Source organism: Paenibacillus sp. FSL R5-0912 (assembly GCF_000758605.1).
GTDB lineage: Bacteria > Bacillota > Bacilli > Paenibacillales > Paenibacillaceae > Paenibacillus_AQ.
Genome location: NZ_CP009282.1, coordinates 213777 through 235039, shown reverse-complemented (window position 1 = coordinate 235039; position 21263 = coordinate 213777). Strand labels below are relative to the sequence as shown.

Sequence of the window (21263 nt, the reverse complement as noted above, 5' to 3'; positions counted from 1 at the left end):
ATGGAATAAGGCGGGGTTCTTCGGCTGTTTGTGAACGCGCGTTCATACTCCTGCCTGTCATCCACTTTGTAGGAGGAATGGTTATGCAATACGGTCATTTTGACGAAAAAAACAAAGAGTATCTCATTACGAAGCCTAATACACCTGCACCTTGGGCCAACTATCTTGGCTCGCCAGAATACGGCGCGATTATCTCGGGAAATGCCGGAGGCTACAGCTTCGTGAAATCCGGGGCCAACGGACGGCATCTCCGCTACCATTTCAACTCGAAGGACGAGCCGGGACGCTACATTTACGTCAAAGATTTAGAGAACGGGGACTATTGGTCCGGTTCCTGGCAGCCGGTGGGTAAAGACCTGGACCAGTATAAGTCCGTATGCCATCATGGAACCGGATACACGAACATCGTCTCAGACTACGATAACATTCATACAGAGTCCTTATACTATGTACCGCTGAACAAAACCTATGAAGTATGGCGTATGAAGATCCGCAATGATGGCCCCGCTGCCCGGAAGCTGGCCCTCTTCGGCTTCGCTGAATTCACTAACGATAACAACTATGAGCAGGATACCGTCAACCTGCAGTACACTCTGTTTATTTCCCGGACCTATTACAAGAACAATAAGATCCTCCAGGTAATCAATGAGAATATACAGGGAGAGCAGAGCTGGAGATTCTTCGGCGCTGCCGGTGCGGAGGTTGCCGGTTACGACGGAGACAGAGACACGTTCCTGGGTGATTACCACAGTTACGGGAATCCGGTCTCCGTGGAGAACGGTCAATGCTCGAACTCGCTGAACTACAACGCCAATGCCTGCGGCGCCCTGCAGATCAATGTGGAGCTGCAGCCGGGAGAAGAGAAGGAAGTCGCCTTCCTGCTGGGACAGTATGATGAGCAGGGTGCGGCTGAAATTCTCAGCCACTATAAGGATCTGTCTGTGGTAGAGAAGGAGCTCGAAGAACTGAAGGCGTTCTGGCACAGCAAGCTTAACCGTTTCCAGGTCCAGACCCCGAGCGACAATCTGAACCATATGATCAACACCTGGAATGCTTACCAGTGCTTCATTACCTTCATCTGGTCGCGTGCAGCCTCCTTCCAGTACTCCGGTCTGCGTAACGGGCTCGGTTACCGGGATACCGTGCAGGATATTCAAGGCATCATCCATCTGGACCATGAGATGGCGCTTGTGCGCCTGAGACTGATGATTTCTGCCCAGGTCTCCAACGGCGGCGGCCTGCCACTCGTTAAATTTGATCACAATCCGGGCCATGAAGGCACCCCGGAAGATCCGGAATACGTGCGGGAGACCGGTCATCCCCATTATCGCGCCGATGATGCCCTGTGGCTGTTCCCGACGGTTATCAAATACTTAAACGAAAGCGGTAACTGGGACTTTACGGATGAAGTGGTGCCTTATTCGGATAAAGGCGAGGATACGGTCTACGGACATCTCCGCCAGGCCCTTCAGTTCAGTCTGGACCGTATGGGAGCACATGGTATGCCGGTTGGGTTGCATGCCGACTGGAACGACTGTCTGCGTCTCGGCGCCAAGGGTGAATCGCTGTTCGTCGCCTTCCAGCTGTACATGGGCTTCAAAATATTCATGGACATCGCGCAGAATAAGAACAAACCTGAAGATGTAGAGTGGGCACAAGGCCTGCTCGACGAACTGGACGGGAATATTCAAAAGCATGCCTGGGAGAACGATCAGTTCGTCCGCGGCTTCACTGAAGATAACTATACTATCGGTTCCTGGGAGAACGATGAAGGTAAAATTTGGCTGAATCCGCAAAGCTGGTCTGTATTAAGCGGTGCAGCCCGCCCTGAACAGGCGAAGCTCTCCATGGATAAAGTGTACGAGAATCTACGGACAGATTACGGCACAATGCTGTTCTATCCACCGTTCCGGAAATATGGTCTGCCGGTAGCATTGATGGCCTTGTTCAACGCCTCAACTAAGGAAAACGGCGGCATCTTCAGCCAACCGCAGGGCTGGCTCATTCTGGCGGAGACGATGATCGGCAACGGTGAACGCGCGTTCGAGTATTTCCTGAACTGCAGTCCGGCCAGCATGAACGATCAGGCCGAAATCCGCAAGCTGGAGCCTTACGTACATGGCCAGTTCGTTGAATCCAAAGACAGCCCGTACCAAGGACGGGCGCATGTGCACTGGCTCACCGGCACCGCCTCAACCGTGATGGTCGCTCTGGCAGAAGGCATTATGGGGGTTCAACCGCAGAAGGATGGCCTCCGCCTGAATCCGTGCGTCCCTTCCGACTGGACAGAATTCTCTATGGTACGGGAATTCCGCGGCAAGAAGCTGAACATCCAGGTTGAGAACAAGAACGGCGTGCAAAAAGGGGTATCGCATATCGTCATTAACGGCGTAGAAATTCAGGGCGACCTGATTCCGGCTTCCCAATTGGCGGCAGAGAACGATGTCCTGGTTGTTATGGGGTAACGTTTGTTATGGAATAACGTTAGGGATCGACAAGGAGAGCGGACCGGTTACGGACGCTCTCTTTCTTTTTGCGGTATAGCAGACATTTTCTCTGTGCCCCCCGTAGGCTCCGGTCTACTTCAATATCTTATTTAACTCCGCAGCTTGCTTCTTACTGTTCACTCTGGCATAGAAGTAGAACGCAATTGTATGCAGGACAACGGATAACAGCAGCATTGCAGGCAGCCATGGTCTGATATGGTTGAACATATCTACAGAGAACAGCCACACCATACCCATTCCGCCTGTTATACTGAGGGTCGAAGAAATAAGAATGTTCCACAGCGGCCGTAGCGTGAAATGATTCCACAGCACATTGTACATAACTCCGAAGATCCCCGCAGCAATAACAGCGATACCCGCAAGCCGCCAGAGATACAGCATGTCCAGTGATTGCTCCCTGAAGAAGACCGTAAGCAGCAGCGTGATCCATAACGAAGTTAAGGTGAACACCTGAAAAAACGACTGTTTCAATTGATTAGCCATGATAACTCCTCCTGAAATTATTCATATAGTAACGGCTGACATAATAATATGAACCATCTGTCAAATTCACTTTTATCCGGGCATTATCTGTCGCTGAGAATTCTTTAATGTAGCTGGTGTTGATGATGGTCTGATTATTGATTTTCATGAACCGGGGTGAATCCAGCACTTCCAATGCGAATTTCAACCGTGTATTCAGCAGAAACATTTCTCCGGTAATAACACGTACACTGCACATCCGGCCTTCCGGCTCTATAACTGCAATGGTGCTGGTCACAATCGTAACATTCCGGTCGTTCTTGGCGTTGATTACCACGATCCGTCTCTCCGCCGCCTGAATGGCTGCTTCGATATTCCCCCAAAGCCCCTGTTCAGCCGGGTGGGTGACTATTTTCGCAATTCCTTGCCCCATACCTGATTCCGCTTCAAAAATAATATCCAAGCTGCGCTGCCTCCTCTCAGATTTCATATTAGTATCAAAAAGGAGCAATGACCACCATTCTACGTTTTCTTGCATATATTCGTCTGTTTGTTTCAGGAGAGACATTCCTCCTGCTCCCCAGACACAAATAAGACCGCCGGGAAGTTCCCGGCAGTCTGCCCTAACCTCCCCGCTACAACCGCGGGTCCATCTCCTTCTCCTTCGTTACCTCAAACAAGAGGTTGGCCGCAAGCTGCTTATAAACCGCGTTATCGGCCGAAATCTCCTCCAGCTTTACCTCCAGCAGTTGCCGGCCCAGCCGGTGCTCGGCTAAGGACGTGCGCAGCTTGGGAGCGATATTCTTCTGCTTCATCAGCTTGGCATACTTATGGGGGAACTTGTAGTCATATCCGTAGATGATCGACAGGTAGCCCGGATTACGGACCTTCAGGTAAGGGACCACCCCCTGCTGCTCCTGCTCCGGCTTAATGACGATACCTTCCATACCTTTCTCCACTGTTACTTTTGCGAAATACGCCTCTGCCTTACTGTAGGCATCCGGCTCATTCAAGTCGAGCACCAGAATTTCGTCGACATTTAGGAAACGGTATTGTTCCGAAGTCAGGCCGTCAGGCATCCGTTCATCTCCACTTTCTAGCACTTCCTTCAGGATGGCAAAAGGTTTGTAGTCCAGCTCCGCGTCACCCGCATACAGCTCCAGCTGCTGCTGATATACCCGGTAAGCTTCGTCCCGCTGGTCCAGGTCCACGTAGGAATCCCTTATGTCACGGACATTCTTATACGTCTGATACACATGAGATCCATAGCTGCTATTAAGTGCTTCTTTGGTCAGATGATGCTGATCCTGCTCAAATCCGCTCGCCTCATAATCCTGAATCAGCTTACCCAGCGACTCTTCGAACCCGTGTTGTCTGAGGAATTCAAGCTCTGTCTCCAGCGCCTTCCCGATCGGCTTGAACTGGCGTTCAATCAGCCCGTCCCCCAGCGCCTTCCACGGCAGCAGCTCCCCGTCCAGCAGAAGCACACGAATGCCTTGCTCAGCCATATACGGTCCGAATTTCTGCAGCAAACCTTCGTAGATGGGAGCCAAGTCAACCGCCTTGACCTTATAGCCGTTACGGCTGACCGCATAACACTGCTCTATCTCCCGGTAGAGGTATACACTACAGCGTGATCCCATGTACTTGGGCTGCAGGACAACCTCAGAAGCGCGCCGGTCAGCGAAATAATCCTGACCCTTGCGCAGCGACTCCAGCTCACCCGCAGCCACATCCTTATCGGCAGGTGACATCGTCCCGGAGATAAAGTTCACCCGGTTCCGTGAAGAATATTGCAGTCTGCGCACAGCTTCGTAGTCCAGCTCCTGCAGCGATACGGGCTGCTCTTCCTGGAACAACATTGGCAGCTCTTCCTGCAGCACAATCTGATGAGATTTATGGCTTTTGTAGAACGGCTTGAACGACATGCGGACAGACGTCAGCCCATTTCCCTGTACGGCTCCCGTGTCGAGGTGGAGCTTGTTCTTGATCCGGAACGTCTGCTTGGCGGCAATATGACCAAAGAGATGGAACGGGTGATTACTCACCGCCTCCTGCTTCAGGAAATCAAGCTGCTGCTCGTATGCAGCTTCACGGTCCAGCCGGAAGTTACGCTGATGGCGCAGCGAATTCGTATCCAGCTTCCCAATGTACTTATTGCGGCAAGGCGCGTGCGTAACATAGAAGGAAGGACCCTGCATACCGATATAACGGTAAAAGGGCTTAGAATCCTCTACCAGTAACGAGAATTTACTGAAGAGCTCAGCGTCCTCTTGCAGCACCTGGGTTGAATCGAAATATGTTCTTAGCAGCTCCGGATCGGTTCCTTGAATTTCACCCTTTATATACTTATAGACAAAGTTCTCATGATTGCCGATCACGAACAGGAAATGCTCACGGTAGTCATATAGAAACTCTATGATTTCCCGGGTCTGCTTGCCTTTATCTATCCAGTCACCTACAAGAATGACCTTTGTGTTGCCCAGCTTATCTGTAGCGCTTAACATACCTTCTTCTATTTTATATCCATAGCTGCGCAGCAGCCCCTGAAGCTCTTGAACACACTCATGGACATCGCCGACCACAATATACTCTTGATCCTGTGGGAGTACCGAGGCTGCGTAAGTCTCCCAATCCTGAATGATCACCCGGTAGTCCGGATTAGGCAGCCCTTGACCTTCAGCCTCCCCTTCCAGGAGGAAATCTTTGGCGCGCACCTTATGGATCTTGTTGTAGCCTTCGCGGGACAGTACAGGCAGCACTTCTTTTCTCAGCCGGTTCAGATGACCCGAGATCAGCTTCTTCGACCGCTCCGAGGCGTAATAATCCTCCCGTTTGCGGTAATCGAACAGTATAACCTCGAGATTGTAATTGTTCTCCTGGGCAATAGCGCGGACTTTACTGCGGTAATCTTCAGCCAGTCCAATCGTATCCATAATCACAAACTCCGCATTAATCGGCCAGGAGGTCACCAGCTTCAGCCGCTCAAACAGCAATTGAAACGTATGCGAGCTCGCCTCCAGCATCACCTGATCATATTTGTCGTAATCGTAGCCTAAGATGTCCTGCCGGATGCTATCCGAGGACAGGTACTGCACATTCGTGCGCAGCCCTTTGGAGTTATCCGCAAGCTTCAGCTGCGGGATCAGGACTTCCTTGGCAAATGTCGTTTTTCCGCATTCCGTTGCCCCCACCAGCATGAATATCGTGTGTACCCGGGTTCCAATGTCCACTGTCTATTCCTCCTTTCTGCGCACAATCGCGCTTTGCGTCGTCCGGATCTCATCTACCCGGTCACCGACCATCCCGTACTCCGCCTCAACGGCCAGGCCTTGAATCGTATCTGTGAACCACTCGCGGAACGCATCAATACCCATTTCCCACTTATGATCCTCATGCCGGAATCCCTCCAGCTCATAATACCGGTTGAAGTCGGCATTCGGCGTGGTCACAATCAGCTGTGCGAAATCTACACTTCCGATAATTTGCCGGATCAGCGCAGCCGCTTCATCCTCGCTCATATGCTCTACCACTTCGGTCAGAATCACATCGACCTGCTCCCCGTTATACGACTCCAGAAAATGATCCAGCGAGCCGAAGGTGGCGATGTTATCGATTTGCTTGGCCTTTGCCTTCCGGTTCACAACCTCCAGCAGCTCTGCATTGATATCCACCGCGTAATAGGTACTCTCTATTTTCCCGGCAAACGGAATGGCATAGAAGCCCTCCCCGCAACCGATATCCAGAATCGGCTTGTTAAATGGAAGCACACTTGAGATAAACGTACGCCGCTGCATCGCCGTACCGCCATACTCCAGCCCGATGGAGGCCTGCTCCGTTTGTTCAATGGAGGCTTTGTAGCGCTTGAACAGTTCCCGGGTAGTAAGGAAGCTCCGTGCAAACAGACTGCGGATGTAGAACGGTGCATCAATCACATTCAGGCTGCGGATATATTTATCCAGAATACGGTCTGAAATATCAATATACTCATCACCAAAAATGGATAAGAACAGGGACAGCACCTGAGTCACATGCAGGAGGTGATACAGGCTTTTATGTGTGGTAATGGTTAGTGAATAGCTCTTATGCGCCTGATGCTGCAGGGAGAAGGTATAATCCTTCAGATGCTTGTTGAAAAATTCAATATAATGCAGCCGCTCCACCTGAACCATATGGATATAAAAGGTATGCTCATAGCCTTCAATGTCCCGCTCATCCTGCGCCTTAACAGGCGTGGAGAAGAACTCATTCACCGCATTCAGCGGAAACAGCGGGGTGTTATACCGGGAGACATTGAGATACTCAAAGCTGTCACTGTCGCTCTGCTTATAGGAGAGTTCATTATCTGCATCCTTGAAAAAAACGTTATAGGTAGCATCATCCGAATACCAGCCGTAGGCTATCCCTTTGCGGACCGGGCGAAGCTGCATGCCGCTCTGCGGATTTTTTTTGATCAAAAAGGTGAACTTCGGGTTTGTTGATTTCAGTTGTACAATAGCCACTACGATCTTCCTCCTGTCAGTCTTCCTGTCTTAGTCACTTTCCCATACTTCCTGCAGCGCCTCCCGGAAAAGGGCATCCAGCTGCTGGTCCCGGTTATCCTCTTTGATACTCAAGGCCGCCGCTGCCACCTTCTCCAGCACCCCAAGCTGCTCTTCCAAATAATCGTTAATCGCGCTTAACCGCGGCTCAACATCCAGCTCTTCACCGGATTTCTTCCGTGCCAGTAATTGCTGCACTGCCTGCCATAGCTCTCCATCCTGCGGAATCAGCCGGTCTACCAGCACATCGAACTCCATCGGCGGCATCTCTTCATACCGGTTAATCCATTCACAGGCCAGAACCGGGCGCAGCACATAAAAGTATTTCTTGATCTTGACCTGCTCGCCCAGCAGGTAATCACGGTAATTGCCTTTAGCCATATTCAAGTAATGGTACATACAGGATTTAGGTGAAAAAGTATATGGCGATATTCCTCTAAGCTGCCCGGCTACACTGAACTTCTCTGCATACTGAATCGGCGATTGCAGCCACTCCAGCAGCGGCGGATTGGACTTACGGAATAAATTAAGCGCCTTACGTAAATCCCACCCATTGATATCCAGCCTATTGTTAATCGGACGCTCTATGACATCCCGTTTATCGTAGATAGACAAATACCATTCCGGCTTATGTAGGTAAATGAACCGCACATCATAATCACTGTCCTGAGAGGGGAAACCCCACGCCCGGCTGCCTGATTCACAGGCATAGAGGATGGTAACCTGCTCTTCCTGTTCAATCTGTTCCAGCTGCTCCAGGATAAGTTTGTTTATAAAGGTCATTGTTATCACTCCAGTTCAACTCGGCTTCATGAAACCTATCTTCCCTCATTTTCCCATTCACGAACAGGGCGGAAGTATGGCGGCAGGCAAAAAACCTTCCATTTTCTTCAACTCTGGTGCTTAATATAAATAGGTACTATCACTTCTAATGAATTCGTTACAGGCTGGAGGATTACAAATGGCCAAGGAAAGCTTTGATAAAGAAATTCAGTTTCTTCGCATGCTGTCTTTAGCCGGGGGAGCCTACAGCAGACAACAATTCGCCGACCGGCTCGGCATTTCCGTACATACCTATGACAAAACGCTGCGCAACCTGAAGGAAATGGTTACTGTCCTGCAGCAGGATCTGCCTGCTGAGCAAGGAACCGAGCTCTCCGAGTGGCTCCGTTACAACTACTATGAATCTGCCGATCCGCTGCTACTGTTCCTGTTCCGGGCGAAGTCGCTTAAGGAAACGGAGAGCATCCGGCTTACCCTACTCTTAACAGCACTCCAGACCCAGGAGCGGACTGCCAAGGATCTGCAGGATCTATGCAGTGAGCAGATGCCCGCCGATTCGCCGCTGCCTGATGAGAAGACCATCCGGGGAGATCTGAAATACCTGGAGGAAGTTGGTGTCATTCTCCGTGTCAATGAGCGGCGTCCTTACCGGTACAAGGCTGCCAACGACCTGATTGACCAGCTAACAGATGATCAGCTTTTGGACCTCTATGACTACGTGGATGTCATCGCTAATACACAGATTCCGTCTGTACAGGGCTACCTGCTGCGCGACACCCTGAAGAAGGTTCTGCGGAAGCGGGGCTTTAACCCCGAAGCTACAGAGACCCATAGATATAAATACAATTACCATTCACGTATTCTTGATGAGGCTCATCTCTACACGATATTCGGTGCTATTCAACAGCGCCGGAGAATCCGGTTTCTCTATCTGTCCCCGAAAAAAGGAATGAACTACACCTCCCAGAACACGAACCCTCTCTTTGAGCGGGAGTCTGCGGGTATTACAGATAGTATCCTTCCGCTACGCGTCGTTTACGACCATCAGTATGGGCGGTGGTATTTAATCGGACATCATGCCCGGATGGAGATCAAGAAATTCCGGATGGAGGGCCTTACGCAGATTGAAGAGGGCGAACCCGTGGAAGAAGAAGAATATGCGGAGAAGCTTAAAGCTCTGGAAGCGCAGCTGAAGAACAGCTGGGTCACAGATACCAATCGTACGGTTAAGGTAGCTGTCAGATTCTATAATCCCAGCGGGTCCGGTGCTAATTTCATCCGGGAGCGGGTTGAGGCGCAGGGACAATGGGGCGTGATTACAGAGGAGTCCGATACAACGTTCCTGTACGAGATCGAAGTGAACGAGATTTATGAAATCAAGCCTTGGCTACGGAGCTTCGGTTCGAGCTGTGAGATCTTAGGACCCCGTTGGCTTCGTAAGCAATTTATTGCGGAATGGAAGGAGCTCCGGAGCTACTATGAATCCATTTGAGAAAATATTCAATTTCCAGATCATCTCACGCCTCGATGAAGCGGGGTCACTTGCGTTGACCTCGCAGGAACGTTCATGGCTGAAAACGATGTTAATACACCCGGCTTCAGAGGCGGCTTTTACACCGGAAACTTTAATGAAACTGGATTCTATACTGGAGGCTGAAGCATCCATAGAAGTGCGGGAGATTATTATGGAGAAAGCCCGCAGTAAAGAGCGCCAGGTCTATCATCCGCTGCTCCGCACACTCCGCCGCATGATTATGCAGAATCAAGGCATTCTGATTACTTATCAGATTAAGCATGGCGGCGAACGAGCGGATCAGGCCGGCTTCCCTCACAAGCTGGAGTACAACATGTACAAGCGGGAGTGGTATCTGCAATGGTACAGCACCCGGCAGCGTTCGCTCATGTCTACCAAACTAAGAAATATTGTTTCGGTCGAAGTATTCCCCATTCCTGCCAAACGGATGGATGACCTGAAGGCACGGATAGCGCGCTTATTAGAAGGTCTCAAGGAATCGGCCTGCATCCAAGTCATTCCTACCTATAATGCGGAGCTGTCACGGATACTATCCGCCTTCTCCTGCTTCGATAAATCCGTGTCCTTCGATGAGGCTAACGGCATCTACCAGATTCATGTCAACTACATGAGAGACGACAGCGAGTTCCTGTTATCCCGAATCCGCTTCCTGGGCCTGCGGGTTAAAATCGTGGAGGGCGGGCAGCTTAAGCGGCGTATGCTGATGTCGGCGGAGATGGCGGTTGAGCGGTATGGGGAGGCGGGGAAACAGGAATTCACGCAGCAGCGAGAGCTTGATTAAATCGATATCCACGAATGCCTACCGTTTCGGCGGAGTAACCAAGGTCACGATATTTCCGTCCGGGTCCCTGAAATGCACGCTGCGCGCACCCCATGGGTAGGTATATGGCTGCGTCATGAAGGCAACGCCCATCTGTTGCAGCCGGGCGTATTCGGTGTCCACATCCTCCACGCGGAAGGAGATGGTGGTGTGCCCATGCCCCATGGAGTCATCATAAGAAAATGCCATATCTGCGATGGAGGCCGCCTTATCGTACAGTACAAATGGCAGGCCCTCGCACTGCATCTCGGTGTGGATATCATCGCCCTCTGCAGGGCAACCCAGCACCTTTGTATAAAATTCCCGCAGACGGCGCACATCCTCGGTAATCAAGCCGAATCCCATGCAAACCATAAGCCCGTCCCCTTTCATATATTCGCAAGATCTCCATATGCTCTAATATACCATCTTTCCAACCCTCTTCCACAAAACAAAGATACAGTTTAATCGGCTGTGTCTTTTCTTTCAAATCTTACTGTACACTCCACATGTGTCGAATGTACGGAACTGAGGCATCACTCACTTTAACTGTCCGTCAACCCCTACCGCTAAACCGTTTGATCGCTTCCTCGGTCATCGGCTCGAAGAGGTTAACTAGGCCACTTCTCTGCTTTGCAGCTCCAGCACGATGGCTAATAATCGGTCTTTTTTGTTCATTGGATGCCCCCTTGAAACTTAATGCTGTTAGACTAATAATACACCTAAACGTACAGAGACATTAAAATCAATGCATTTGAGCGATACTGCCACATCTCACTTATTGATTCAGAACCATCAATACTTTTAACTCAACTTTTTGCTGTACCAGCGTGCACGATACGCATCCCCGCATCGTCTGTAACGGTAAATTTTAAGGCCACCCTTTTTAGGATAGCCCACTCATTTTTCTCATTATTTGAACTATGTTCCCCATATAAAGCGAAAGGGATCGCCTCTCTATTTCAGCTCCATATAATACAAATTCGCAGTACTATCCTTCGTAATTGTATGCGCACCCGCTGCGAGCGAGACTGTAGCAATACCATTCGTGATCGGATAGCTGGTTCCATCCACTTTGACCTTCGTTCCTTCCGAGTTGAACACTAACGTTAAGGTTGAAGCTTGGGCTGCTGTGAACCCAATGCTGGTTGCGCTCTCGATTTTCAGACATTGGCTTAGGGTCAGACCGCTATACACCACAGTTCCCTTGCTCGTGGAGAGATTCCCCGAAATAGAGAAGAAGCTGCTGGTTGTTCCGGATGTAGTGAAGTTATGAACAATTGCCCCGGTAGTGGGCGTTGGTGTTGCAGTCGGCACCGGAGTTGCCGTTGGCGCAGGTGTTGCCGTCGGAGCAGGCGTTGCCGTTGGTACAGGTGTTGCTGATGGAGTCGGAGTCGGTCCAACCGGACTGGAATTGCCGCCTACCGATACAAGACCCGTAGTATAATTTCTGATTGCGGACATCAGTGCTGCATTCAGCGCGTACGATGCGTCATCCACAGCGTCATTAAAAGCCCATATGAAGTCTCCACCGCCCTGGCGTCCGGCTTTTGCCGTAACGACCTGTTCAACTGTGCTTACGTTATCAACATCAGATGCACTGACACCAGTATCGACGCTAGTATCAAAGTTGTTATAAGCCGTTCCGCCGACTAGAGCTTTGTATGAGCTTGGGACGGTCTCATTTCTCGAAGAAGCTAAGTAGGCATCAAACGAGGTAGCATTTGCCGGAGCAGTTCCGGTACTGGAGTTGGCATAGATCAGACTTGCCGCACCAACAATGCTATTGTTGTAGGCTTTGATCATCCCTCCATTTTCGCCAGAGAATGTGCCTTCCTCCCCTATAGCATCCGTACCCTGTAAGGAACTCAGCATTGGATCTTTAGTATTTCTGAACACATTGGATTCTACAAAAGCCGAAGCTCCGGTTGTAACGCCCACACCATATTTCGAGACTCCATCATAGAAGTTGTTGTAGACATGAACTGATGCCACTCTGATCCGCGGATGACGGGAGTCCGAATGATCGAACCAGTTGTGATGGAAGGTAACAAAGAATTCTGCCGACTCACTAAGTCCGACTAGAGCCGCTTTTCCGGAATCAAAATAGTGGTTGTAGGAGATAGTGATATACGTTGAGCCCTTCTTGAGGTCTGTAGAACCGTCACCCTTAGCCTGGTCCGCATCACCCCCTGCAGATCCGTAGAAAATATCGTTATTATGCACCCATACATTCGCATTGCCTGTATCCATGGAAATACCGTCGTCAGGGAATAACATCACGCCCAGGTTTCTTACTTCCACATTCCCGGTATATCTAAGCAGCATTCCCCAGCCATAGGCGTAAGCATCTTTCCCGATACCCTCAATGGTAATATTCATTTCCGTATAATTGTTTTTACCTTTGACTTCAAGATAACCGCTGCTGTTGAGCTGTCCGCTCAGATCAGATGCTGTTACTTTTCCGATAATCCGGATGGCCAGCGGCGATGTATCATAGCCTTTTTGTCTCAGTGTCAGAATTCCGCCAAGACCCACCCCGGTCTGTACGGTACCCGAGCTGCTGGTTTTCACATCGAGCGTTACGGTTTGCGCATTCTGGGAAGTGATATACAGCACCTGTGCCCCGCTTTTGAGCGTCCCATTATCATTATAAGCACCTGAGCCTGTACCAAATTGCGAATGGGCTGAAAAAGCAAATCCAGACCGGTCATACGCCGCTACCGCCAGCGTTCCTGAGACAGCATTTGCCGTCACTGCGCCTGACGATACGGCCTCAACCTTCAACACATAACTTCCGGCTGCAAGCCCTACCGCATCAGCTCTCCAATAGGAAGAATACTTGCGGATCAACTCGTTATTAATCTGCTGATACTGGGAGTCCGCTGCGCCCGCTGCTTTAACATATACATTATATCCCGATGCATTGCTTACTGGTGACCACTCCACATAAGCGGCTTCATTTCCGCCTCCACTGCCCGTTATCGTAAGACCCGCAGCGTGTGCTACCGTAGTTCCCCATCCGCCGGCGATCAGAGATAGTGCAAGAGAAAATAGCAAAACTATACTGGTTACCTTTGCAACTGTCCTTTTCATTTCATTGCCTCCTAATTTTAATTTGTTGCAGCTCCTTCTGTAACCGCTTGCAATAATCTGTGATGCTCCTTCTGCACCTCCTCTTGTACCGGCTAATCCGAACCGCTGAAGTAGGATGAGATGAACCCTCTCGGACAACCCGAGCATATCAAATGTGAAAAGGGTGCAGAAACAATCATTTGCTCATATCAGTAGAGTTGATGCGTTATTATGGGTTAATGATTATTTTGCAGGGAAGTGATACTCTGTGTAATCCGTGCCGGACTGTATAAGTCAGGTATGTCTGGTACGCGCAGAACAAAAAAAGACACCCGTTAAGGTGTCTTCACTGATGCTCTATATGGAGCTAAAACTTCATCCAGAAAAATTGAGAGACTGCAAGGACAAGCCCGATGGCATTGACTATGATAAAAAACCACTTTTTGGCCCTGCGGCTTGTGGACTCTCCATCCACCAACAAAGTCCAAACCAGAATTCCGTTTAACACAACCATTATTATGAGTGCCAACCACCAATTCGCCGCCATCTGATCTTGTCCTCTCCTGAATTAGTTATTCCCACTTCATAAGCTCCTTAATCTGAGCAACCAGCTGCTTCGCCGCTTTGTAATGAGTGAGCTTCGACGGATGCCAATCCGCTGCATAACCATCTTCTTCCAGTTGGACGGCAAACCGCATTGAAGTGATATTGGAATCACCTGTTTCCTGTATATAGCTGCTGACCGCTTGTTCAACCAAAGGGTACAGTCTGTCTCCCATAATGCCCAAGGTGCACAGGAGCGGGGCGTGTGTATTATTTCGTCTGACCAATTTTAGAAACTCAACATACTGTCCGGCATATTCTGCCTGTCTGTCAGCATCCTCCCGGGTATAGGAATCATCATTCGTCCCCAGATTAATGACAATCAGATCGGGCACAAATTTGCTGAAATCCCAGCTTACGGATTGAGGGTCCAGCGTATCGTCAAACCTCCCTTCCGATTTGCCCACTTTTTCGTAATAATCTGGAACAAGATGCGAAGTGAGCTTCCGGTCGTTCTCCGTGTAGCCGCTAATGATGCCATAACCGCTGTACGCCACCATGCTGTAGTCAGCCTGAAGCTCTTGAGCCGTTAGATAAGCATAAGCTTTCGTGACATCTTCCGTAGCCGTGGAAAAAGAATGTAATGCATCCTCATCGTCAACCCCATAACCGCAGGTAATGGAATCGCCGATGAATTCAATCCTATGTACGTTCACCGGGGTAGGCTTGATTCCCTGAACGGCATCGACGGTAATCTTCTGAATCCCAACCGTTGACATAGGCGCCTCCGATAATTTGATGATTCTTACAGTGACATTCTCTTCGGTATCACTTTCGAAAACCGTATAGGTTTTCGTTGGCTGGTCTACCAGATCATCAATGATCTGTTTTCCGTTTACGTAAATGCTGATTCTGGCCTGATTCGTAAGTGTGGAAGCTATCTGATCTCCCCTTACTGTAATTTCCGCTTTTGTACCATAGAATACAAATTCCACGCCTCCACCGGACAGCGCCAGCCACAATACTTCATTGTAAAAGTGGGTCCGCCCGATGATTTTCACATACCTGTCCGTTGCCGGGAAAACTTGAACTGCCTCTGACACACTATAACCTTCCTTCTACTTTACTTATCTACCAGGAACAGTAACTTAAGAAAAGCCTCTGTAACTCGCGTAAGCTGCTCCGGAGTATCCTAAGCCATCATCTCGCCCATCTCACCCGGAACAATCTGCCATGATAATCCATGCTTATCTGTCAGGCAGCCGCACTGCTCGGCTTCGGGAACCGCAGAAAGCTTATCCAGTAGTAATCAATCGCCTCCTGCAAGTCGCACTTCGCCATAAAGGAGATAGCCTCATTGAAGCTGAATTGATGATCATGTGCACTATCCATTGCGGAGAACCACTGATTCTCAAGCATGAAATCAGCGAACATAATGGTTCCTTCCTGGTCAGGCCCCGGGCCTTTGGGATAGCGGGCAAGAGTTCCTTGCTGAAACGACGGGATTATAGCAGGCCGCTCTTCACCTTCCGCATTGGTAAGAATCGGTTTTGCGAACCTATGATCCTTTTATCTACCAAGTCCTCCCAGCCGAATCTCGTTCAGCTCTTCTGCAGTCATTAGCCTCGCTTTATACAGATTCATATATTCCTGTGAGACACTCTGATTAAAGATCAGCAAATCATGAGTATTCAACGTCACCGGAACCCCATAATCATAAAGCGGGATTTGTAGAATATCGCCTTGTATGTATGTAATATGATTCATGCCTTGCTCTTGAGCTTCTTGTCTGGCGTATTCAATAAAAGCAGCGTCGCGGTCAATCCCTATAAGAGGAAGCATCATCAGCAAAGTCTATTATACTATAATTTGAAAAATTCCCAACCCGGTATGGGTTGGGATATTCCTCTCAGTCGTGGACGGCGAGCTCCCGGCGGAAGGGCCTCTCCCCTGCAATGGCGGCGACCACCATGGAAGCGGTGCACTCAATATCTCCATAAGTATTAATGATTGTATCTATGGACGCGTTGAATTCTTTATGAACAAACGGATGGAAATGGGATATAAAAACAACCGGGGTACCGAGCTTGGTCCATCCCCCCATCATATTGCGGGCAACCTCCCCGTGCAGACGGGTGACATTTAGACCGTAATCCTGCCGACTGCCGATTGAACAGAGAATGAGGTCATAGGTTCCGGGCAGCGCTGCGGTGAATAATTCTCCCGGGCCGGGGTCTATCCACTGATCTACATGATCCGAGTACTGTTCAAGCTCATATTTGATCCGCTCATATAGTTCAGTATAACGATTATGATAGTTCATGATGACCACATGCAATATCCGTGTCCCAGGATTCAGCGGAAATGGAATCAGAGCAGGGCGGTCTCTCACCAGTGTCAGACTCTCTGCAACCGCCCGTTCAGCTAAGCGCGAGATCGCTTTACGGTCGGGCTGCTCCCGATCACGCACCTGCGAAGAATCCGCCGCAATCAATCCCAGTTGTTCCTTCAACGATAGCACACGGCAAGCGCGCTCGATTAATGTACTCCGTGTCAGCTTGCCCTCATTGTAGCGGCGTTCCATTTCAAGGTAGAACCGCTCCTCAATCCGGGGGAACAATAGCATGTCACAGCCGCCTTCAAGCGCTGCCGCACAGGCATCATAGTAATTCATGAATCCGGCAATCCCGCCCATTTCCATCGCATCAGTCACAATCAGCCCCTTGAAACCAAGTTCTCCGCGCAGCAGGTCCTGAAGCAAAGCACGGGATACTGTGGCCGGAGGATACATTCCCCGCTCATCAGGACTGTCAAACGCCGGCAAGGCGATATGTCCCGGCATCACAGCCATAGCACCAGATTCAATCAGCTCCCTAAAAACACGTCCAGGTCCCTGGAGCCATGCCTCCCGCGACAGATGATTCACCGGTGTTGTTAAATGCTGGTCCACTGTATCATACCCGTCTCCCGGAAAATGCTTGATCGTAGCCATCATTCCGTTGTCCTGCAGTCCCCGCATATAGGCTCCGGCCATCTTGATAATCTGCTCAGGTCTTTGCCCGGCGCTGCGGCTGGAAACCACCGGACTATCCGGAACCATTGCCTGATCCACCACAGGGGAGAAGGTCCAGTTATAGCCGATTTGTCCGGCTTCCAGAGCGGCTGCACGGCCAATTTCATATGCCAGTTCAGGCGAATCCGTCTGGCTTATCCCCATCATATGAGGAAAGCGCTGCGAGCCTTGTATCATTTCGCCGGGACCATTTTCCAAGTCCGTTACAATAAACGGCGGGATTTCGCAACTCGCACGGAAGGATGCGATTTCTTCATTTAAGGCATCTTTATCTCCGGCAAAAAAGAACATCGCGCCAAATTCAGACATCTGCTTCCCGATCCGGGCGTTAGTGGGACAACACACCTGATTCAGCAGCCTGCGAAAGTCCCATCCTTCTGCCAATTCACGCATTTTCCGGGAAGGCTCAATAATGTATTTCATTCCTGCTTATCCTCCTTCATATTTTCCGGCAAGATCGAGTGGTTCTTTAAGCCGGCAGTCAAGCGGAACTCCAGCGGAGATATCCCTTCAGCTTCCCGGAATACCTTATTGAAATGCTTTGGATTCTCGAAACCCACCTTTGCGCTGACCTCGTATACTTTATAAGTACTGCTCTCCAGCAGTTCCTTTGCCCTGACTAGTCTTACCTTCTTCAGATACTGGCTGAAGCTCATCCCCATATAATCCTTGAACGCTGAACTGAAATACGAATAATTGAATGAAACATGGTTGGAGACCAGCGCCAGATTGAAATCACTGCGGCTAAAGTTCTGTTCAATGAAATGCAGCGCCTTTTCCATTTCTTTCCGGTTCAGATGGGCCGATTTGATTCCCATGATAAAATCATTCATTTGATTCAGGAGATTCTCTACTCCATGATAATAATCCTGAAAATTCCGGGAGTTGTACAAGTAGCCAATCCGCCGGTACACTTTAATAATATCAACCGCTTCCTTGCCGTAATCATTAAAGACCTTGTCGAAAATCAATTCATTAATTGCAGTGCTAATTCTCTCCAGGTAGGAAATGTCATTGTCCAGTATTGTGTGATAATCCAGTACCTGAGACAGCAGCCGCTGCATTTCCTGTTCACGGCCGGTACCAATCATATTGCCGACCTTGATAATATCCTCCGTCGGAATTACAAAGTCTCCGGACTTATCCTTGAGCTGCCCGTAATGAAGAATGCCTGCTGCCGATTTAAGAAAAAAGTATCTCAGTGTTTTCAATGCCTGAGCATAGGCTGTCTTGAACTGTTCCGGCTGGTACATCCGGTCACTGATAGCGATCTGACAAGAAATCAGGCGGTCTTGACGAAGAAGCTCCGATAGCTCCGCTAACCGTAACTCATCATGAATAATAGCCAGAGACCTGCCCTCCTTGTCCAGAAAATGGCGATCGTCTGCCGATGGTCCCGTACGAATAAATTCCTCAACGCGTGCATACAGCATGCCGCTTCCCTTTGTTCCGCCACTCGCCTCGGCTTCCTGGATCAGGACTACGAAGCATCCTGCCTGCAGATTCTCAAGCCCCGCGAAACCCAGCCGTTTACTTAATTCCTCCCCATCAATTTCCGGATTCATCAGAATATAGTACATTTCATTCTGCCGGTAATCCTGCTCTCTCTGCGTTGCCTTACTCAGCATGCCGCTGATTTCTTGCTCCCGTTGCAGGGTCTGCTCCAGCCGGGAAAAGGTTTGGCGCAGCTCACTGCGCACAATGGGCTTCAATAAATAATCCCTGACTTCAAACCGTATGGCTTGCTTTGCGTATTCGAAGTCGTCGTAACCGCTGATAATGACCACGGCAGGATGATGCTCGAGTTGTTGGATGCGCTCGATCAGGGAGAGACCGTCCATGACCGGCATCCGAATATCAGTCATCAGGATGTCAAAGGCCTCCCGGTTTAACTGCTGCAGCGCTTCCTCCCCGTCCTCGGCAAAGAAATAGTTATAGTCTCCTGGATACTCCCGCTCCAGCATGGCCCGAATGCCAATACGGATATTCTCCTCGTCATCTACGATGAGCAAGTTGCGCTTCATTCCGCCAGTCCCCCCGAGAGAATTAAATAAGGAATTTTAATCATAATCTTTGTATATTCACCTTCGACACTCTCTAGCCATAGACCGCTGGTCTTTCCGTAATGCAATTGAATACGCAAATGAACATTTCGCAGACCGATACCGCCCCCTGAAGCATCAAAGGCGGACTCCTTACCCGAGCGGGCAGCATTGCCGTTGGTCGTGTACACCGCTTGAACACCGGATTCCCACTTAAGCGTTGAATTAATATGATCCAGGCGTTCAGCGGAGATCCCCGCCCCGTTATCCCGGATTTCAATATACATGAAATCTCCCTGCTTATACGTGTGAATCGAAATAATCAGCCCGCGTTTTCGCATTCCGGGGGCATTCATTCCGTATTTGAGCGCATTTTCCACTATAGGCTGGAGCGACATCTTGAGGATCTCCTGTTGCCGGTGTGGCTGATGATGATCAAGCTGCAGCTGTAATCTGCCGCCGTAACGAATATTCATAACCGCAATATAATTCTGAATATGCTGAATCTCTTCATATAAACGCACATAGTGCGTCGTCCAGTGCAAATTATAGCGCAGCATTGATCCAAGGGAGGTTAGCGTATCGGAAATGACCAGCTGTCCCTCTATTTCCGCCAGCATCTTCAAATTTTCCAGAGTATTATACAGAAAGTGGGCATCGATCTGGTTTTTGAGAGAGTTTAGCTCGGCCTCTTTTGAAGAAGCTTGCTTGATAACCGCTTCTGCAATCAGTTCATTGATTTTATTCAGCATTTGGCGGATATGATTGCCGAGTTCTCCCACTTCATCGCCGCCAAGCTGAGGAATCTCTACATTAAAATCACCCTGACGGACCTTCTTCATGGAATCACGCAAAAGATGCAGCCTCTTCAGAATCACAGACAGCAGCTTATATGTAATCAGCGAGAGAATCAGCACCAGCAGCAGGGTGGCCCCGCCGATGGACAGCCTGGTTTTATTCATATCATTGTAGGACGTTTCCAATGAAACGACGCTCAGCAGCTTACTATCCAGCCTGTCTATGCCGATATAGACACACAAATATGGAACTCCCCCATAGGTAAACTGAAAGTCCCCCTCATCTCCTCTGGATTTAAGCATAAATTCATTTCTGATTTCCTTAGTGGGAATTTTTGTATAAAAGACGGAGGTATCGTTGAAGTACAGCCGGGAGTTCCGATCCATCGCAAGCAGCTGCGTAGAAGCTTCCTGCAGGTTGCTGTAAATATTCGAGAATAACACGTCCAGCCGCATATTAACCTGCATTAATGCTAAATGCTGTTCCAGCGGATATTTGATTTCCCGGACCAGACTGGCAAAGTTCAAGTAATCCTGGCTCCCCGCTCCCACCCTGCTGCGCAGCTCTTCGGGGCCGCTATAGATCGTCCACCATACCTCTTCCGGTTGTTCGTAGAACTCTTTGGCCCAGACCTCGCCGGAGATTCGGCGCTCGTTATAGATAATCGGCCAGATTTCCCGGGCATATTCATTGCCGGTGAAGAACCGCAAATTACTGATATTAGGATTGTTGGACATAATATATTGCAGGTTATGATATGAGTAGTTGTTAAATTTAATCAGTTCCTCAGCCGAAAACTCCCGGTTGCTGAGCATGTAATCCAGCACATCACGGTCAGACAGCGCGAGTTGCGAAGTTAGTTCCATGGCCTCCATGTGATTCTGGATATTTTTCTTCTCCATATTAAGTAAATACTCATTCTTGGTGATGATACTTGTGATGCTGTTTTGGTAGTTGACGTCAAGAATATAACCGGAGAATATCGTTGTCGGAATCAGAATAACAATAATATAAGTCAAAATCAGCTTAGCCTGAATAGAAAGACGCCCTATAGAACCGGAGAGAAAACGAAACCTTACTTTGATGTAATTCCCCAGTTGTCTTCA

Annotated in this window: 16 protein-coding genes; 3 read left to right on the top strand and 13 right to left on the bottom strand. The window is 49.4% G+C overall.

All coding sequences use genetic code 11. The features are described 5' to 3' along the window. Positions 1-83 precede the first annotated feature (83 nt). Complete coding sequence (locus R50912_RS01085; protein ID WP_042231665.1) at positions 84-2465, top strand: glycoside hydrolase family 94 protein; 2382 nt, start codon at positions 84-86, stop codon at positions 2463-2465. A gap of 114 nt (positions 2466-2579) precedes the next feature. Here the strand turns inward: R50912_RS01085 and R50912_RS01080 are convergent, their stop codons facing one another. The 5 genes from R50912_RS01080 to R50912_RS01060 form a co-directional block, all read right to left on the bottom strand. After that, complete coding sequence (locus R50912_RS01080; protein ID WP_042231662.1) at positions 2580-2990, bottom strand: hypothetical protein; 411 nt, start codon at positions 2988-2990, stop codon at positions 2580-2582. After that, positions 2983-3432, bottom strand: coding sequence for a LytTR family DNA-binding domain-containing protein (locus R50912_RS01075; protein ID WP_042231660.1), 450 nt, complete (start codon positions 3430-3432; stop codon positions 2983-2985). Before R50912_RS01075 ends, R50912_RS01080 begins: the two co-directional genes overlap by 8 nt. A gap of 172 nt (positions 3433-3604) precedes the next feature. Next, on the bottom strand, positions 3605-6202 hold the full coding sequence (locus tag R50912_RS01070; protein ID WP_042231656.1) for a metallophosphoesterase: 2598 nt from the start codon (positions 6200-6202) through the stop codon (positions 3605-3607). 3 nt (positions 6203-6205) lie between these two features. Next, positions 6206-7471 carry a class I SAM-dependent methyltransferase gene (locus R50912_RS01065; protein WP_042231653.1) on the bottom strand — a complete coding sequence of 422 codons (1266 nt, stop codon included), beginning with the start codon at positions 7469-7471 and terminating at the stop codon, positions 6206-6208. A 30-nt stretch (positions 7472-7501) separates the two neighbouring features. Next, the gene (locus tag R50912_RS01060; protein WP_042231650.1) at positions 7502-8293 is read right to left on the bottom strand and encodes a nucleotidyltransferase domain-containing protein; all 792 of its coding nucleotides are present in this window, start codon (positions 8291-8293) and stop codon (positions 7502-7504) included. A gap of 178 nt (positions 8294-8471) precedes the next feature. On the opposite strand from R50912_RS01060, the gene R50912_RS01055 reads away from it, so the two are divergent. Continuing rightward, positions 8472-9785: a helix-turn-helix transcriptional regulator gene (locus R50912_RS01055; protein WP_042231648.1), complete on the top strand. Its 1314-nt coding sequence runs from the start codon at positions 8472-8474 to the stop codon at positions 9783-9785. Continuing rightward, on the top strand, positions 9772-10608 hold the full coding sequence (locus tag R50912_RS01050) for a WYL domain-containing protein (protein ID WP_042231646.1): 837 nt from the start codon (positions 9772-9774) through the stop codon (positions 10606-10608). Before R50912_RS01055 ends, R50912_RS01050 begins: the two co-directional genes overlap by 14 nt. A gap of 18 nt (positions 10609-10626) precedes the next feature. On the opposite strand, the gene R50912_RS32965 is transcribed toward R50912_RS01050, so the two are convergent. From R50912_RS32965 to R50912_RS01005, 8 genes are all read right to left on the bottom strand, one after another. After that, positions 10627-11001: a VOC family protein gene (locus R50912_RS32965; protein WP_197073022.1), complete on the bottom strand. Its 375-nt coding sequence runs from the start codon at positions 10999-11001 to the stop codon at positions 10627-10629. A gap of 582 nt (positions 11002-11583) precedes the next feature. Then, entirely contained in the window at positions 11584-13722 is a 2139-nt protein-coding gene (locus R50912_RS01040) for a pectate lyase family protein (protein WP_042231645.1), read from the bottom strand. 551 nt (positions 13723-14273) lie between these two features. Then, entirely contained in the window at positions 14274-15347 is a 1074-nt protein-coding gene (locus R50912_RS01030; RefSeq protein WP_042231641.1) for an SGNH/GDSL hydrolase family protein, read from the bottom strand. A 151-nt stretch (positions 15348-15498) separates the two neighbouring features. Next, a complete protein-coding gene (locus tag R50912_RS01025) occupies positions 15499-15750 on the bottom strand; it encodes a VOC family protein (RefSeq protein WP_331281923.1) in 252 nt (83 codons plus the stop codon). A gap of 63 nt (positions 15751-15813) precedes the next feature. After that, on the bottom strand, positions 15814-16086 hold the full coding sequence (locus R50912_RS01020) for a class I SAM-dependent methyltransferase (RefSeq protein WP_231637871.1): 273 nt from the start codon (positions 16084-16086) through the stop codon (positions 15814-15816). A gap of 67 nt (positions 16087-16153) precedes the next feature. Continuing rightward, the gene (locus R50912_RS32960; RefSeq protein ID WP_052415862.1) at positions 16154-17740 is read right to left on the bottom strand and encodes a glycoside hydrolase family 3 protein; all 1587 of its coding nucleotides are present in this window, start codon (positions 17738-17740) and stop codon (positions 16154-16156) included. Continuing rightward, positions 17737-19341: a response regulator transcription factor gene (locus R50912_RS01010; protein WP_052415860.1), complete on the bottom strand. Its 1605-nt coding sequence runs from the start codon at positions 19339-19341 to the stop codon at positions 17737-17739. The genes R50912_RS32960 and R50912_RS01010 overlap by 4 nt, the downstream gene beginning before the upstream one ends. Continuing rightward, on the bottom strand, positions 19338-21176 hold the full coding sequence (locus R50912_RS01005) for a sensor histidine kinase (protein WP_052415858.1): 1839 nt from the start codon (positions 21174-21176) through the stop codon (positions 19338-19340). Before R50912_RS01005 ends, R50912_RS01010 begins: the two co-directional genes overlap by 4 nt. Positions 21177-21263: the final 87 nt, after the last annotated feature.